The sequence below is a fragment of the Brevibacillus composti genome (assembly GCF_016406105.1).
In the GTDB taxonomy this organism is placed as follows: domain Bacteria; phylum Bacillota; class Bacilli; order Brevibacillales; family Brevibacillaceae; genus Brevibacillus; species Brevibacillus composti.
Genome location: NZ_CP066308.1, coordinates 3,826,877 through 3,843,042 on the forward strand (window position 1 = coordinate 3,826,877; position 16,166 = coordinate 3,843,042).

15 protein-coding genes are annotated in these 16,166 nt (G+C 52.8%); 5 read left to right on the forward strand and 10 right to left on the reverse strand.

What is annotated here, in order from left to right; all coding sequences use genetic code 11:
- Positions 1-12 precede the first annotated feature (12 nt).
- From JD108_RS19225 to JD108_RS19250, 6 genes are all read right to left on the reverse strand, one after another.
- Positions 13-2,574, reverse strand: coding sequence for a WG repeat-containing protein (locus JD108_RS19225; RefSeq protein ID WP_228728212.1), 2,562 nt, complete (start codon positions 2,572-2,574; stop codon positions 13-15).
- Between the two features lie 111 nt (positions 2,575-2,685).
- Positions 2,686-4,233: an ATP-binding protein gene (locus JD108_RS19230; protein WP_228728213.1), complete on the reverse strand. Its 1,548-nt coding sequence runs from the start codon at positions 4,231-4,233 to the stop codon at positions 2,686-2,688.
- A gap of 475 nt (positions 4,234-4,708) precedes the next feature.
- On the reverse strand, positions 4,709-5,080 hold the full coding sequence (locus JD108_RS19235) for a GyrI-like domain-containing protein (RefSeq protein ID WP_228728214.1): 372 nt from the start codon (positions 5,078-5,080) through the stop codon (positions 4,709-4,711).
- A 43-nt stretch (positions 5,081-5,123) separates the two neighbouring features.
- Positions 5,124-5,699 carry a DNA-3-methyladenine glycosylase I gene (locus JD108_RS19240; protein WP_198827563.1) on the reverse strand — a complete coding sequence of 192 codons (576 nt, stop codon included), beginning with the start codon at positions 5,697-5,699 and terminating at the stop codon, positions 5,124-5,126.
- Positions 5,700-6,037: 338 nt separating this feature from the next.
- The gene (locus tag JD108_RS19245; RefSeq protein ID WP_198827564.1) at positions 6,038-6,364 is read right to left on the reverse strand and encodes an MGMT family protein; all 327 of its coding nucleotides are present in this window, start codon (positions 6,362-6,364) and stop codon (positions 6,038-6,040) included.
- A 26-nt stretch (positions 6,365-6,390) separates the two neighbouring features.
- Positions 6,391-7,173: a SagB/ThcOx family dehydrogenase gene (locus JD108_RS19250; protein WP_198827565.1), complete on the reverse strand. Its 783-nt coding sequence runs from the start codon at positions 7,171-7,173 to the stop codon at positions 6,391-6,393.
- A gap of 129 nt (positions 7,174-7,302) precedes the next feature.
- Here JD108_RS19250 and JD108_RS19255 point away from each other — a divergent pair, with 129 nt between their 5' ends.
- A complete protein-coding gene (locus tag JD108_RS19255; RefSeq protein WP_228728216.1) occupies positions 7,303-8,181 on the forward strand; it encodes a LysR family transcriptional regulator in 879 nt (292 codons plus the stop codon).
- 62 nt (positions 8,182-8,243) lie between these two features.
- On the opposite strand, the gene JD108_RS19260 is transcribed toward JD108_RS19255, so the two are convergent.
- On the reverse strand, positions 8,244-8,993 hold the full coding sequence (locus tag JD108_RS19260) for a stalk domain-containing protein (protein ID WP_198827566.1): 750 nt from the start codon (positions 8,991-8,993) through the stop codon (positions 8,244-8,246).
- 262 nt (positions 8,994-9,255) lie between these two features.
- Here JD108_RS19260 and JD108_RS19265 point away from each other — a divergent pair, with 262 nt between their 5' ends.
- Together JD108_RS19265 and JD108_RS19270 are read left to right on the forward strand one after the other, a co-directional pair.
- A complete protein-coding gene (locus tag JD108_RS19265; RefSeq protein ID WP_198827567.1) occupies positions 9,256-9,930 on the forward strand; it encodes a response regulator transcription factor in 675 nt (224 codons plus the stop codon).
- Positions 9,920-11,335 (forward strand): sensor histidine kinase, encoded by a 1,416-nt coding sequence (locus tag JD108_RS19270; protein ID WP_198827568.1) that lies wholly within the window; start codon positions 9,920-9,922, stop codon positions 11,333-11,335. The genes JD108_RS19265 and JD108_RS19270 overlap by 11 nt, the downstream gene beginning before the upstream one ends.
- A 45-nt stretch (positions 11,336-11,380) precedes the next feature.
- Here the strand turns inward: JD108_RS19270 and JD108_RS19275 are convergent, their stop codons facing one another.
- Together JD108_RS19275 and JD108_RS19280 are read right to left on the reverse strand one after the other, a co-directional pair.
- Positions 11,381-13,537: a GDYXXLXY domain-containing protein gene (locus JD108_RS19275; RefSeq protein WP_198827569.1), complete on the reverse strand. Its 2,157-nt coding sequence runs from the start codon at positions 13,535-13,537 to the stop codon at positions 11,381-11,383.
- A gap of 140 nt (positions 13,538-13,677) precedes the next feature.
- A complete protein-coding gene (locus JD108_RS19280) occupies positions 13,678-14,280 on the reverse strand; it encodes a uracil-DNA glycosylase (protein ID WP_228728217.1) in 603 nt (200 codons plus the stop codon).
- 198 nt (positions 14,281-14,478) lie between these two features.
- Between JD108_RS19280 and JD108_RS19285 the strand changes: the two genes are divergently transcribed.
- A complete protein-coding gene (locus JD108_RS19285) occupies positions 14,479-14,856 on the forward strand; it encodes an S-layer homology domain-containing protein (protein ID WP_198827570.1) in 378 nt (125 codons plus the stop codon).
- Here the strand turns inward: JD108_RS19285 and JD108_RS19290 are convergent.
- On the reverse strand, positions 14,767-15,219 hold the full coding sequence (locus tag JD108_RS19290) for a hypothetical protein (protein WP_198827571.1): 453 nt from the start codon (positions 15,217-15,219) through the stop codon (positions 14,767-14,769). The two genes, JD108_RS19285 and JD108_RS19290, sit on opposite strands and share 90 nt — an antisense overlap.
- A 300-nt stretch (positions 15,220-15,519) precedes the next feature.
- Here JD108_RS19290 and JD108_RS19295 point away from each other — a divergent pair, with 300 nt between their 5' ends.
- Positions 15,520-16,137 carry an RraA family protein gene (locus tag JD108_RS19295; protein WP_198827572.1) on the forward strand — a complete coding sequence of 206 codons (618 nt, stop codon included), beginning with the start codon at positions 15,520-15,522 and terminating at the stop codon, positions 16,135-16,137.
- The last annotated feature ends 29 nt before the right edge of the window (positions 16,138-16,166 follow it).

The window sequence follows — 16,166 nt, forward strand, 5'->3', positions numbered from 1 at the left end:
AGGGACATCCTTTCAGTGGAACGACCTCCAGAACTCGCCGCTCTCGTCGATGATCCCGGAAATCTCCGAAAACGGGATGCGGAAGGTGGGGAAGCCCGCTGCATACGGCGCAATTTCGTAAGGAGCAAAATAGAGGTAGAGCGCATCTGCCTTCACGTAGAAGGGTTGGTCGGGACTGATTCCCTTGTAGCTGTCCGGAAATACGTAGGAATATTCCGGATTGGTTCTGATTTGATTGCCGACCAGCTCGCTCAGCACCCGGACGTAATCACTGCCCGGCTTGAACAGGTCTTTCAAGCTGTAGATGCGCCCGCTGACCAGATCGATCGGGACATAGATTCGCGTGGGCATGCCGTGAGCCGCTCCGAACGGGAAATTGTAGCCGGTCAGCTCCAGCTCTACCAGCTGTTTGCGGAAAAAGGCCACGGCAAAATCTCCGCTGTAGCTGTAGTCCAGCTGTGCATTCGGATCGATCGGCTTGACCTGGGAAAGCTCCTTGAGGCGATTGTTGACCGCCTCCCGTGCGGCGCGATTGGCGATCCCTTTGATTTCCGGATAGTAGACGAGGTAGTTCTTGTTGGGCGCATACTTGTGTTCGACGATCCGGTACGGCTCCCGCAGAGGTATGATCGTATTCTGCTGCCAGACCCGTTTCCCGTTGCGATCGTAGTAGGAGACCCGTTGATCCACGTCCGCTTTGACCAGCTCTCCCATCAGCGTCAATGTTCCGCTGCCGGGGACGATGGGCAGATTCGAGACCCGCTGTCCCCTCCTGTCGATGAAAAAGGTGCTTCTCCCGTCACTCACCGAAGCCACGCCCTCTTTATACCTGCCGACGTTCTCGTAGAGGAAGTCGGTCAAGATCGGACCATCGGCATCGGCGATGGCGTACGTCGAGCCCAGATAAGGCCGATTCGGGTCGATCGCTTTGCCGAGCGCGACCCGTCCCTCGCCCAATAGCTCCAAATCGTTATATTCCGGCGGTATCAGATAGGCGCCGGTCTTGTCGATCAGACCGTACTGGTTTTGGGTAAAATCGGCGGAAGCATTGACGATGGCCCGCCCGTCCTCAAAAGGCAGAGCGACGGAATATTGCGGCTCGATGACAACGCGCCCCGACTCATCGAGGTAGCCCTTGGGGCCATCCGCTGTCCGGGCAAAAGCAAGCAGCCCGTCTCCCAGCGGCCCGACGCTGGCATAGGGATACGTCTGCAGAATCCGGCCGCTTGTGTCGATGAGGGCGTATTCTCCTTCCCGCACCTGCACCACCGCTTTGCCATCCTGAAAATCAGTGGCCGCCAGGTATTGGGCCCCTATTGCTTCCCTTCCGTCCCGGTCCAGGTACCCGTATGCGGATCGGCCCTGTGCATCCGTCTTGTTAAAGAGAGCCCGCCCCTCTTTGTACGTCCCGATATACGAGTAGGCTTGGGGCGTCAAGATCTTCCCCTTCTCGTCGATCACCCGAAAACCGCGGTCGTCGATGACGGCGGCCCGCCCTTCAGAGAAGGGAGCGATCGATTGATAGACCGGCGATACGACAAAGGAGCCCAGTTTATTGATCAGTCCGCTGCGATTGTTCATCTGGACGATGGCAAGGCCATTTTGCTGGAAGTCCTCGGCATATTCGTAATGTGGCTGGATCACAAAGCGCCCGCTTCCGTCGATGTACCCCCACTTCACGCCCTCCGCCGTCTTTACCGAGGCCGGAAAGAGCGCAGCCATAGCCCTGGACTCCAATTCCCTCCGAATCAAACGGATGAATCCTTCCCATTCCTGCTTGGCAGATGGACCGAACTTCACCGCTGTGGCCAAGGTCGCTACCGCCTGGGCGGGCTGCCCAGCCTTTTGCTGGGCGCGGGCCAGTTGATACCACAGCTGGGTGCTTCCGGGTTCTTCTTGCGTCTTCTCCTGGAGGGATGCAGCCAGCTGCTGAAAAAAAGCCGGATACCGGTCATTTGCGAGCGACAGCTCGCTGCCGTTCCACTTGTAGATATTGGCATGGGGGCCCCCGGCCACGCCGGGCTCGCGCTGCCATAGGATAATTTCATGGACGCCATCGCCGCCTGCAACTGACGGAAGATCGTCCACCTCGATTTCCTCGAAAGAAAGGAGGCTGCCCACTCTGTTCACCAGCCCACGCGGCGTCCATTCATAGACAGCCAGAGCTGCGGGCTGCGCCGCCATATCCTCCCGAAGCGGATCGGATCCCTCCGTCATATTGCTTGCTCCCGCAAGTGCATCCTCGCCAGCCAGCCTCCACCCGATGATGAGCTGAGCCTTTTTTCTTCCTGTGACAGGCGCTGTCTGAAAATGACGAATGGCCGCTTTTCGGCTGGAAAGCGTCTGGACTGCATACCAGCCATCCTGCCCTTTTTTCCATACCGTTAAAAAAGTCTCTCCCACCCAGCGATAGATGGCCGCCAGTTCTTTTTCCCCATCTCCATCCAGATCACTCAGCTGAATGAACGGCGAGGGGGAGTCATCAAGCGCCCCCTTTGCCTGCGCCCCCACAAGTTTTGCCCCAATCGGCAAGAGTTTTTGCACCTCATCTTGCAGTTTGTTTTCCCACATCATACGCGACTCTCCCATACATCTTTTGGGATATCATATGTGGGTGGATATAGGTGGTGCCCACCTCGGTTGCGTAATCGCCGCAATCGGAAGTGGGCACCTGCTGCAGAAAGACTATTCTTTTTTAAAGAGCTGTTCGCTCAACGCCTGTTGAAGCGTCCCTTTGGTAATCGCTTTGTTCTCAAAAGTGATCCCGTTGGCGATCATCGTCTTCACGATCTCCGGCCGGATTCCCGTGATTACGGCCTGGCACCCCATCATCGAGATACCTCCCAGAATATCGAGGAAGCGGTGAATGACCTTGGTTTCCATATGGACGACACCGGAGAGGTCAAAGATCAGCACCTCGATTCTCGTCGCCCCGATCTGGGCAATCACCTTGTCCTCGATGGTGGACAAGCGGTGTTCGTCAACCGCCCCGACCAACGGCAGAATGCTCATGGAAGCCGTAAGAGGGAGCAGCGGAACGGATAAATTGTCCACCAGCTCTTTTTGGGCCTGAAGCAGCTGATCCTTGTAGTTGGAATAGCTCATAATGAAATAGTTCAGAAATTGGTCCACCAGCTTGTTGATCTGTTTTTCACGGTTGTAAAAGCTCTCCAGGCTGTTGCCTTCATTTCTCATGCGGTCGTAATTGTACAGGAAGTCCAAGAGCACCCGGCGTACCGCCTGAATCCATTCCAGATTAAAAGCGAGCGTCAGGGAATTTTTCGCCCAGCTCATCCCTTCCTGCTGCGCGAAAGAAACGACATCGTGGACTCGGCCATCTACTATATAAAGAACCAACTTGTGTGCGTTAGCCACTAAATTGATATTGCCCACTTCGTGGATTTCTGCAATCTTTTCTCTCACATTGGCAGCTTCCGATAGCAGACACTCTTCAAATACTTCGCGATTATGTATAAAGAAATCTCGCAATTCTTCGTCCTCTCTTAGTTGCAAATCCATTTTTACCACTCCACGCGTCATCTTTTTCGATTCCCTAGGGATGCTCAAGACGAACCTCGTACCTTCACCTTCCTTGCTATACACCTGAATCCTCCCTCCATGTTGATAAATCACAGAGAATACTTGGGTCAGCCCCATCCCTGTCCCGTCCAATTTCGTAGAAAAGAACGGGGTGCCAAGCAGCGATAATTTTTCCTGCGGGATGCCCGTTCCGGTATCTTCAATCGAAACAACGACATGATCATCGACAACTTTGTGTTCGAGCGTGATGGTTCCTTTTTCGGGAATCGCTTCAAAAGAATTTTTCAACAGATTGAACAGCGCTTTTTTTAACTGGTTTCTTTTCCCGAATACATAGGCATCCGTATCTTGAAAACGCTTATGTATTTGGACGCGATAAATCTGGTCTTGAAAGAGATGGACCAGCGCCTCCAGTTCGACGGAGAGGTTGACCGTTTGATGGGGTTCATTTTCCAGATCAGGTTTTGATACGTGCAATAAATTTTCCAGCGTTGCCAGAGCATTCTGTAATTCCGACTGGGCAATTTCCACGTACATCTCATCATGGTTTTCTTTGAGAAGTTGCAAAAAGCCCTTTACCGCTGTGAGGGGGTTCTTTACCTCGTGGGCAATTCCCGCCGCAATTTGGCCTACTGAAGCCAGTTGACTCAAATGCACTTCATTTCTCAACTGATGACTTTCCTTGACGTCCACCTTTTGCTCCTTTCCCCTCTTGTATGAGAACATGATCGGATTCTCTCATTACTTTCGGATAATTAATCAAATCGTCATAAGAACATTTCTTCTTTTCATCTTTGGAAATTCCTCTTTCGTTTGTGAATTTATCCAATCGAACAAAAACCTCGGGGTCATTCGCAAATGATTCCGGCCGCCGTTCCCCAGACCCTTTTCATATGCTTTCCAACCGGGGTCTCGAAGCAAAAAACAGCGACCTCTCTTCCTTGTTACAGGAAAGCGGTCGCTGCGCGAGCGGGTGTAAGACCATTGGCAATATGGCCTTTATGCGATTGTGTATAGTGCAGGTGGATGTCCCCATAGCATGACTGTCAACAAAGCGTTACTCCACCGCTACGAATATCTGGACCACGGCATCCTGCGGGTTAAAATCACGGCCATCGTACCGTTCAAAGTCCCCGGTGAAAGTGCGGCGTTCTGCCGCCGTCGCGGATCACGCCCAAATTTTTTGCCAGGCCTCGGTCACGACCTCTCCGACCGGTCCTCGCTCGGTAGTGAAGACGGCGTATTTGGCCGCAGGCACCGCGATGGCCTCGAGCCCCTCCTCCGCACCATCCGCCGCATGCGCTTCATGACCGATGAGCACCGTGTATTCGCCCTGCGCGCCATTTTCGTACTGGGCGTACAAGGTATACGTATAGTGGGGCTGTTTGATATCGCCGATCCGCCCGGTGACGCCCGTGGCGAAAAACTGCTCCCATAAACCGGCAATTTTTCCAGCTTCGCTCATTTCCTCTGCATTTGTCGTCCGGGTGGCGATTCCCGTCAGATACATCGCGTCCAGGCTTACGAATTTGGGTTCCATAAACATTCCTCTTTTCCTTAGGTATACAGCCGTCGCTATCCTGTCAGCTGTCTTGCTTTGCCTCATTTCCCGGGTAGCAGATGCAATCGACAAGATGATCATTTACCATTCCGACTGCCTGCATAAACGCGTAGCAGATCGTCGAGCCGACAAACTTGAACCCACGCCGTTTCAAGTCCTTGCTCAGGCGGTCGCTCAACTCTGTGGAAGCCGGCACCTCGCTCATCGATCGGAAATGGTTCTGAATCGGCTTGCCGTCGACAAAAGACCACAGGTAAGCGGAAAACGAGCCAAACTCCTCCGCCACCTGAAAATACGCCTTGGCATTGGTCACGACGGCTTGAATTTTCAGCTTGTTCCGCACGATGCCTTCATTTTGCATGAGCTCGTCCAACTTTCGCTGGTCATACCGAATGATCTTCTCCGGCTCAAACTTGTCAAAGGCCTGCCGATAGTTCTCTCTTTTTTTCAAAATAGTAAGCCAGCTCAGCCCCGCCTGCGCACCCTCCAGGTTGAGGAATTCAAAGAGCAGCCGGTCATCGTAGACAGGCACTCCCCACTCCTTGTCGTGGTAATCGAGGTAGAGAGGATCTTGCGTGACCCATCCGCATCTGTTCATCGCCGCGCCTCCTTTCCTTTTATAACGAACATACATTCCCTTTTTCATCATATAACGTACAAAAGCCCGATGCAAGAAATTTCCACAATAATTTTGTGGCGCTGCCTCCCGCGCATCCCGCTGCCTCTTTTTGCAACTTTCGGATGATTTTCCGCGTCAGTAGCGGTAGAGAATCAAGCGTATCGCGGAGAGAAGCTTGGTTTTTTTATTTTTTCAAATCGCATTCAAAGAAAGATACCAATAGACCACGCAAACAGGCATCCGATTGCAGCGGATGCCTGTATCTGTTTCGCCGAGGTTCTCGCATCATGGCGGCTGACACCTCTTGTGTTTCTTTTTTATTCCGGATGGTATTGATAGCGTGCTAGATCGACAGAGCCGCTGTCCGACACCTCGACACCCTCTCCGCGCAGCAGCATAAGCTGGGTCATTCGAAACTCGTCGTCCTGCAAGCTGATTTGGCCCGCTGCATTGATCACCCGATGCCAGGGCAGCCGGTGTTTTTTGCTCATCGAATGAAGGATTCTGACGATTTGCCTGGCACCGCGCGGACTGCCCGCGAGCGCTGCGATTTGGCCGTAGGTCATGACCTTCCCCTCCGGAATCTGCCGAATAAGCTGGACAGCTCTCTTTGTAAAAGGTTTGAGCGGTTTCTCGGTTGTCACAGATATCCCCACATCCTGTCTGCTGCTTATGTCGGTCTGCGGTCGTGGATCCAGTCCCTGCCTTCCACCTTGCCTACGGATGCCATCAAGACCGAGAGATGGTTTTGACCGTCAATTCCCAGGTATTCATTCATCTCTTTATCATACCAATGCCCGATGGTCGTTGCGCCGAGCCCCAAGCCATTCGCCGCGATATGCAGGTTCTGGGCCACATGGCCGACATCCCACCAGATGTATCGGTACGCCCGCTCCTTGTACTTGCTTTTGGTGCGATCGACGACTGCCGTCCAGACGAAGTTGACCGCTGCACGCCGCGTCAACTCCTGATTTTCTGTCAATTGATACGCCGTTTCCGAGACATCTTCGAGCTTCAAGCCTTCCAGACACCATTCTTCTACATCCAGGTGGTACAGTCCTTTTTCCAATCCATCCACATTGTTTACCAACAGATAGGTCTCGATCGGGTACAAGGCCCCTGCCGAGGGTGTCGTCCGCAGCTGATAATCGCCCATGTCCGCGGTAATCCCCTGTGTCGCCCACAGCAGGATGTTCAGCTCATTCAAAGAAAGCGGGTCTTGCAAAAAGTTTCGCTTGGACCGCCGATTCTGCATCAGCTCCCACAGATCGGGAGAGGGCGGCAGCTCTCTTTTTCCCAAGGGTATGCGCATTTCCGCGTTTTCATAGCGCAAATAGGTGGGCGGTCTTTTGGAAAAATCATACCGGGCCGCCCAGCCCTCCTCCAAATCGCCTGCGGCATAGGATGTCGCCAGCAAAAACTGATTGCATATTCGTTGCCACTCCGGGTGCATGATGAAGCCTCCTCTTGTTTTTCTATCACCTACTGACTACAATCGAGTATACGAATCGCGTTTTCATTAGTAAAACAATGATTATTAATACTTTTCATTAGATTGAACTAATGGAAAAGGGGAGTTTCTATGATGACACTGGCCCAATTGCAAGTGTTTGTCGCGGTGGCCGAAGCCAAAAATGTGACGAAAGCAGCGGACACCCTGGGGTTTACCCAATCAGCCGTCTCCCAGATGATTCAAAGTCTGGAGAAGGAGCTGGGGATCCCGCTCTTCCACCGCAGTCGAAAGGGCGTGATCCCGACCAACATCGGCGAGCGCATGCTGCGCCAAGCCCGGGAGATTCTGCGGATCACCGCCTGCATGAAGCAGGAGGCCGCGGCCGCACAGGGAATCGAAACCGGCACATTGCGAATCGGCGCTATCCACAGCGTATCCACAAAGATGCTGCCCGGCTTGATCGGTTCATTCCGCAAGCGCTATCCTCAGGTGGAAATCGTGCTGTTTGAGGGGGAGTACGAGGAGGTAAACACCTGGATCAACAGCTCGGTGATCGATGTCTGCTTTACCACTGCCCCGGGCAAGGAGATGGAATTTGTGCCGCTTGCCACTGATCAGATGATGGTCTTTCTCCCAGAGGATCATCCGCTGCAGCATGCACCCTATCTTACTTTTTCCGACCTGCGTAAAAATTGTTTCATCATGCCCAAAGATGACTGTATCAAAAAACTGCTGCAAGAAAACGGCTTGTCCTCCACCGTTACTTTTGAGGTAAGGGATGTGACCACGATTCTGGCGATGGTGCAAGAATGGGTCGGGGTCACGATTCTGCCCCAGCTCTACATGCCCGAAGTGCTGCCAAAGGTCGTCTCTGTTCCTCTACGGCCCGTGATCACTCGTGAACTGGTCATCAGCGTGCGCAGCTTTGCATCCGTCTCGCCGATGGCGGCGGAGTTCATCCTGCATAGCCAGGAATATATGAAAACGAAAATGACTGCTTTTTCGTAGAAAAGAAAAAGATCTTGCCGCCTGAATTGGCTGCAAGATCTTTGCGTTGTTTTTTTAAAATCTTAGAGAGACTTCAGCTCCACATCTTGATCGTAGCCATCGCCAAAGAATTCGTACAGATCCTCTTCTGCGTCAATGTCGATGATCACTCCTTCAATGTCAGCCGAGTCGAAATCATCCCAGATGGCATCGCAGATATCTTCTACAAAGCTCCGAATATCGCTTTTGGAAAGAGATTTGTATTCATCCTCGTAGTCGTACAGGTCTACCTCAATCTCTACGCTGATATCGTCCTCATCGTCCCCATCCAGGGTGATATCCCACGTGATGCCTTCGAATTTACCGAACTCGTCGTTGAGATAGTCTTCCAGATCTGCGAGGTCGTCATCAAAATCATCGTCGCTGCTGCTTTTCTTCTTTTTCGATTCCAGATCGTCGATTTCATCCTCCAGATCGGCAATCTTGGATTCCAGGCTCTTGATCTTGGAATCTCTTTCCGCCAGCTGCGCTTCCAGTGAAGCGATGCGGCCATCCGGTCTGTCTTTCACATTGATGGTGTAAGTCGTGCCATCCCAGGTGACGTCCTTGTTAAACACGTCCGCCATCATGCGGAGCGGGATAAAGGTGCTGCCGTTGACGATAAACGGCTCCAGTTGTGTAGGAACCACTGACCCGTTATACAGGATTTTGATATTATTGTAAGAAGCTTGAACATTCTTCTTACCGACAGCCGCATCCGTACTGATCGGCATAAGAACTGCCCCTGTCAGGACAACAGCAGACAAGACGGACACCCATTTCTTTTTCCACATACGTACCTCTCCCATCATGATTTCTTTTGGCTGTTCGTTTGTACCTATATGTACAAATTTTTCCGTAAGCACATGGAACTAGTGAGCTACGAAATGCCTTCTATCATCAACAATTTAAAACAAAACGGTGAAAATACGGTGAAAAGCCAGGGAATATTTCCCGTTACTTTTTTATTTTTTTTTTACAGAAATGAGCTACGATGATAGGTAGAAGGAAAAAATTCCTTTCCGGACCGGATGTACGATAAGGAGGGGAAGCATTGTGCAAATCTTGGTTGCCGAGGATGATCTCGTGCTGGGCCAACTGATCGCCCACCTTTTAAAGAAAAAAGGAGGGTATCAGGTAGAGTGGGTCACCACCGGTGATGAAGCGAAAGACTATGCCACGGAAGCCCACTATGACATACTCATTCTCGATTGGATGCTGCCGGGCATAGAAGGCGTACATATTTGCAAGTCCCTGCGAGAGCAAGGCTATACGGGCGCCATCATCATGCTGACCGCAAAAGATACGCTGGAAGACCGGATCAACGGATTGGATGCCGGAGCGGATGATTATCTGGTCAAGCCTTTTGAGATCGACGAATTGCTGGCCAGGATACGTGCCGTCAGCCGGCGAAATTTTGCCCCGATTCAGGATCAACTGATCCAGCTGGATACGATCAAAGTAAACCTGACCAATCGCACCGTGTTTGATGAACATCGCGAAATACAGCTGACGCCGCGAGAGTATCAGCTTCTCGATCTGCTGATACGCAACAGGGGCCAGGTCCTGCCCCGCGAGCTGATCTATGAGCGCATCTGGGGACACGAGGCGGAAGTCTCCCTGAAAACGATCGATGCCACTGTGAAGCTGCTTCGGAAAAAGCTGAACGGGACCAGCGGAAAAGATTATATACAAAGTATTCGCGGGGTGGGATACAAGCTTGATTTCTAACTGGTTTTCGCGGCATCGCCCGTGGAAAAGGGACGTTTTTGTACATACGCAAGCCCGGTTGGCGCTCCAGTACAGCGCGATCATGATGATTTTTCTCTCCCTCTTCATCACGATCGTCTATTTTCTGGTCGATTTCGCTGTTTTCTATGAACAGGAAAAACAGCTGCATGCCAGCACGGAGCAGCAAGTCCAAGCCATCAAGGAAGCCCTGCCGGAAGAAAACCTGGGCGATATGGAGCTGGATGACGAGCTCAACACCATCCGGGAGAGCGGCAAGCAGTTTTTCTACTACTTCATAGAGCCGGACGGCCAGTTGATCATCGGTGACGAGTGGAATCGCCGGCTGCAGCCGGAGCTGCTGGAAATGGTAAAAGACTGGATACCGGGGAAGCGGGAAGTCCGCTATGAAAGCATGACGCTATCGCCCCCCTCCTACAAACGGGGAGACAATGCCGCGTCGAACAGCCATATGGCGAAAGAGCGGGATATTCAGCTGATGATGACCGGACGAGCCGTCTATGACAACAGGCAATTGGTCGGGTTCCTCTATACGGGACGGGATATTACGTTTACCTATGAGCTGACCAAGCGCCTGTTAACCGTGCTGATCGTGCTCGGCATTCTGTTCTTGGGCGTTGCCGTGTTGCTCAGCTACTTCATGTCCAAACGGGCGATGATCCCCATACGTCAATCCTTTCAAAGACAAAAGGAATTTATCGCCGACGCTTCCCATGAGCTGCGAACGCCGCTCAGCATCCTTCATTCCTCTCTGGATGTATTCGAGATGGAGGACGGAGAGCACCTCTCGGACTTTTCCAAAAACGTGCTGGTCAACATGAAGAACGAAGTGAAGCGAATGGCGAAAATGGTCAGCGATCTGCTCACCCTGGCACGCTCGGATACGGATCGGCCTGATGCCCTGATATTTGAACCGTTCGACCTCGCTTCGTCCGCCGGGCAGCTGGTCCACTCCACCCGCACGCTGGCGCAGCAGCGGAATCTGCATCTTCATTTTCATGCGCCTGCCTCCCTGCCGATGTACGGGGACCCGGAGAGGATCAAGCAGCTGCTCTATATCCTTCTGGACAATGCGATCAAATACACGCCTCCCGGGGGAGAGATCCACCTCAGTCTGTCCAAGGATTTGACGGACAAGCATCCTGTGCTGCTGGTAAAAGTACGGGACAGCGGTATCGGCATCCCGCCTGGCCATATCGACCGCATCTTTGACCGCTTCTATCGGGTAGAAAAAAACCGTTCCCGGCAAATGGGCGGAATGGGCCTGGGACTGTCGATCGCCAAGTGGATTGTCGAAGCCCATGACGGCACCATCTCCGTGTCCAGTGCGCCGGGACAAGGGAGCACTTTCACCGTCTCGATCCCGCTCACCAAAAAGAGGACGTAGCCTAATCCTTGCGAATGGCTGCGTCCTCCGTGCTATTTCCCCCTGCTATTCCTCGGCCAGCCGCTCCACGATCGCGTCGCCGCTTTCTCCTATCCGGACGTACGCATAATTCGCCGACCTTTCCACATCCAGCCCCGTTCCCTCCGGAACAAAAAAGTTCTCGATGCCGTACGCCACCCGGTCGCCGCCGACCGCCCGACCGTTGATGATGACATCATCCGGAGCCGGTTGATACGCCTGATTCCATCTTCCTTCCACTTGATGATAGCCGCTGTAGACGTACACATCATCTTCGCCTTTGCGCAGCACCACGCGCACGCGAGCGGATTGCCGTTCATCAACAACCTCGTCGATTCGCGAAATCGCATAGCTGAGCTGGACATAATCTCCCTGCAAAAGCGACCGCGGATCTACGGGAGCCAGTTCCAGCTTGACTGTTTTTCCGTGGGCGAGAATCGCTTCGCTGTTCCATACCTGATAGCCGATCATCCCAAACTGAAGCAGGATGACGAGCAGAAGAGCGATCCGGCGGCGGGAAAAAATCGCCCGCTCCTGTCTGTCCGGAAGGGATTTCTGCCTCTGGTCGAGCCAAAAACTGACGCCGAAGAAAAGCAGGCTGAGCCCGAGCAGACTGATCGACTTATGCAGCAAGCTCCAGAGCAAATCGTAATATTTGCTGACCAGAAAACCGAACCAGAACAAGAGGACGATGCCTGCCTCTCCTCTCTCTCCCCTCCCGTGCGCCCCGTACATCATCCCCGTGGCAAACAGGAAGAAGGCGATATTGGCGATGGCATAGCCTATGCCATGTGCGGTTTCGGCCAGCAGGAGAAAGGCGTACAGCCCGTATACCAGCGCGCTTCGGCGCACAAGCGTCTGCTGGCCGGGGACGAAGTACATCGCGAGCTGAAAGAGGCTGATAATCAGCCACGGCCAAAATTTTCCGGGCAGCACCGACTCCAGCCCAAAGTAAAGCACCAGCACAAATGCTAGCTGAGTCAGCAGCCGGGCCCACAGCTCCGGCAGCTTTACCCAGACGAATGCCAATACGAGCAAAAATACCGTCCAGAAAAAGGGAATCCCCGCAAAATAATCATGAGAGATCATCAGCGATGAACCGGCTCCCATCAAATAGCCCATCGTCAGAAGCGTGTACCGGACCGTATCCTGAATCTGCTTGTTAAAAACTACGGGCGCAATAAAGGCGCCAGCGGACAAGCAAAAGACTACGTAATCGACGCCCTCCCCCTCCAGCATCAGCGCCAGCAAGATCACGAGACAGACGGTACCGATCAGGGAGGCTACCACTGTCACCAGGACGACGATCGCCTCGCGAAAGGCACGCTGCCAGATACTGCCCTCCGGCTGGCCGGACTGGCGCACCCATTTGAGAGCGGCCACCGACCCCCAGACGAGACCGGCAGCCAACATTAAGCCCAGCCACAATAAGCCCTCTGAAAAATGCTCAATGAGAAACAAAAAGAACTTCCCGAGAATAAACACGGCTCCTGCTGCAGCTGTGGCGATGAGAAACCCACGATGGGGGCGCACCTTCAGAAAATAAGCAAATAGCCCCGCGAATGCCAACAGATAGAGGATCTCCGGCATCGCGCCGTAGACGTCAGCAAAGGCACTGATGAACAGGGCGAATTGGAGAACTGCAAAAGAAAGGTAGTAGACCGGACGAGACGGGAGCAATCCCCGCGCTGTCAGTCCGAAAAGAAGGGCATTGAAGCAGGCGATGCCCAGGTACATCCAGTAGGCGAATTCTTCGCCATGCGCAGCAAGGACGACCGATGGCTCCAGATAAAAATAGACGGTAAGATGAACAAGCACATAGCTGATCACATAATAAGGCTGGTACCTGGTGATAAGCGCAAACAGGAGATTGGGGAGCAGCCATACCGCGAAAAGCAGATAGCTGTCCGCATGTGAGTTGTACACCTGTCCAAGCAAGGCCACGCAAATGCCAAAAGCCAGCCCGCCCGCTGCCAGCAGCCAATTGCTTAAAAAGAGATGTCTTTTCCATAAAAGATGACCCGCGTATGATGTCAAATAAAAGAGCAGAAGCATGCCTGTACATACGCCAATCCGTTCCCCCCTGTCCATCGCCGGCCAGTTGGAGGCAAAGAAGTACAGAACGGCCGACAGGAAACAGGCGATGCCGAGCAAATAGCCCAGTCGCACCCAAGGCAGTCTCAATCCCCATTCCCCCTTTCACTCCGCATGCGGGGATCGATGGGATCGTCCCTCTTTCCCGCGAAGCGAATATTTCCTTTTCTTTGTAAAAATCGTACGCTTTCTTTGCCTCCTTGACAAGAAAATAATGCCAATTCTAGATCTCAGGCAGCGAAACCTGTTCCCCCCGGTACGCCGCAGTGAAACTGCCAGTCTTCCAAAAAAGAGGGCCACAGGTTGGGACGTCGGTTGATCGCCAGCGGGTGGTAGGAAACCGCAGTCGGGATGCCGCGGGGAGCATGCCAGGCTTTCCGCAGCCTTTTCACCTCCGCTTCCCCCTGTTCAAAAAAAGACTGTACCGCCACATTGCCCAGGCAGAAGATGAACTGCGGCGATTTGCTCTCGATTTGATCCAGGAGATGCTTCATGCAGATCGACCTGGCCACTACTTTCTCGTAGGCCTTTTTCGGCTGCCTTTTGAGCACATAGGTCACATACAGATCCTCCTGTCCCAAACCCGCCAGCTGCGCCGCTTTTTGCAGGGTCTTGCGCGTGCCGCAGACAAAGGGGCGCCCTTCCCGATCCTCCCGCGAGCCCGGGTTATCAAGCACCACCATAATCGGTGCATTCGGATTTCCTTCCCCCCATACCATCCGTGTCCCGTGCCGGATCAAGCCGCAGTCCGGGCAGCCCTCTGCCCCTGCCGGCGGCAATTCCTCCGGCCAAGCCGCGGGGCAATGCACATCCGTATTTCCATCCATCTCCATCGTAATATCCTCCCTCAATGGATCCGTTTGCCATAGCTTGGGAGCAAAAACAGATTTTCAAACAAAAAAAGCCCCAGCGGGGATTGTTTTCGAAAGTGCCTGGGGACATACATGCCCTCCTCGCTTGCGCATATATATAAATTCGCCCCCGAGATGAAGGGAGGACACTGAGGAGGCAAAAAGGAGGTAGTAGTCCCTATGAAGATCGCCATGATGATCTGTGTGCTGCTCTTCGCCGGCACAGCGCTGGCAGGTATAGCCAGTGCCGATTCCCCGTTTCCGGATACGCACAAACACTGGGCCAAATCCAGTATTCAGTGGGCTTTGGCCAAAAATATGGTAGTCGGTTACCCGGATGGCACCTTTAAACCCGACCACATCGTAACAGAAGCGGAATTCCTCGCGATGCTGCTCCGCATGTTCGAAAATACAAAGCTGGAGGTCGAAACGCTTGAGTATCTGACCCGGGCGGAAGCCGTTCAGTTTTTAAAAAATATCGCGACCAGCGGACTGCACAGCATGAAAAAACGTCCGAACCAGCCCGAGGATTATCCGAATCTCCATCCCTACAAGTAAAATTGAACATGCCCATCCCGCTTGACAATCGCCTTTGGCCAGGGTAAAGGTGAGCAGCTTGCCGGACGGGTCGACGTTCATAATGACATGCGGATACTTTTTCATGTCGGCCTGGTATAGCCGGACCTTTCCCCCTGCATTCGGGTCATTTACTTCCACCTCCATGACGGGGTAGTCCTTGAGGTAAGGAAGGATCTTCTTTGCCTTTTGCAGTTCATTTTCGATCTTTTTCATCCACTCGGCGGATACCTCGCCGCTCTCTTCGTTGATAATGGAGGCATTTTGCGCATAAGAGCTGATCGGGGCCGCCAGAACGACGCTGGCCGTCATCAGCAGGAACAGGCTTTGGGTCAGTTTTTTCATCTTTCTCCCTCGCTTGCTTTTTGAATTTGCAAATCCATGTCAATTTGGTGGTTCACCCATTATTCGTATGAACGCTGTTTTTGTTTCAAGTTTTTTGAAAAAGATCTTTCGCTGTAATGGAAATTTTCGCAAGAGTGGTATAATTGAGCCGAAACCAACTCTCTTTCAGGCTTGGAGAAGATGTCTTCTATGTGAAAATGGGTTCAGCCCGCTGCATAAAAAAATCTGCCGAGGCATCTCTTGGCAGCCAGACAAAATCCGATTGGTAATAAATTCCACACCAGAAACGGAGGAGATTCGATGAAGGACATCCTGAGCATGTTTGCGGAAATCCCGACCCCTTGCATATCCGATGCCATGCAGGGACTGAATAATTTGGATCCAAGCATTAAGCCATTGAGGGAGCACGATAAAATTGCGGGGAGAGCTTTCACGGTAAAGATGCCCGTCGGCGACAATCATGCGGTTCTTCGGGCCATTCGGGAAGCAAAACCCGGCGACGTCTTGATCATTGACGCAAAGGGAGATACCTACCGGGCGGTTGCCGGCGACTTCGTCGTGGGGATGGCAAAAACCCTGGGAATCAGCGGCATCGTAGTGGACGGAGTCATTCGAGATATACAGGGCATTTTGGATCTGCAATTCCCTGTCTTTTGCAAGGGAACCACAGTCGCTGCCAGTGCCAAAGCCGGCGGAGGGGAAGTTAACGTCCCCATTTCTTGCGGCGGAGTCGCGGTCCACCCCGGAGACATCATTGTAGGAGACGCCGATGGTGTTGTCGTGGTCCCTCAAAACCTGGAGACGGTTATCCTCTCCAAAGCATTGGAAAAGATGAAAAAGGACCAGGAACGGGCAGACCTGGTCTCTGGAAATCCGGAAGCCGTCAGAAAGTATCTCGATTCTGTTCTGGGAAAGTAAGTGCCCAAAGAAAAAACACCTTCAAGCCG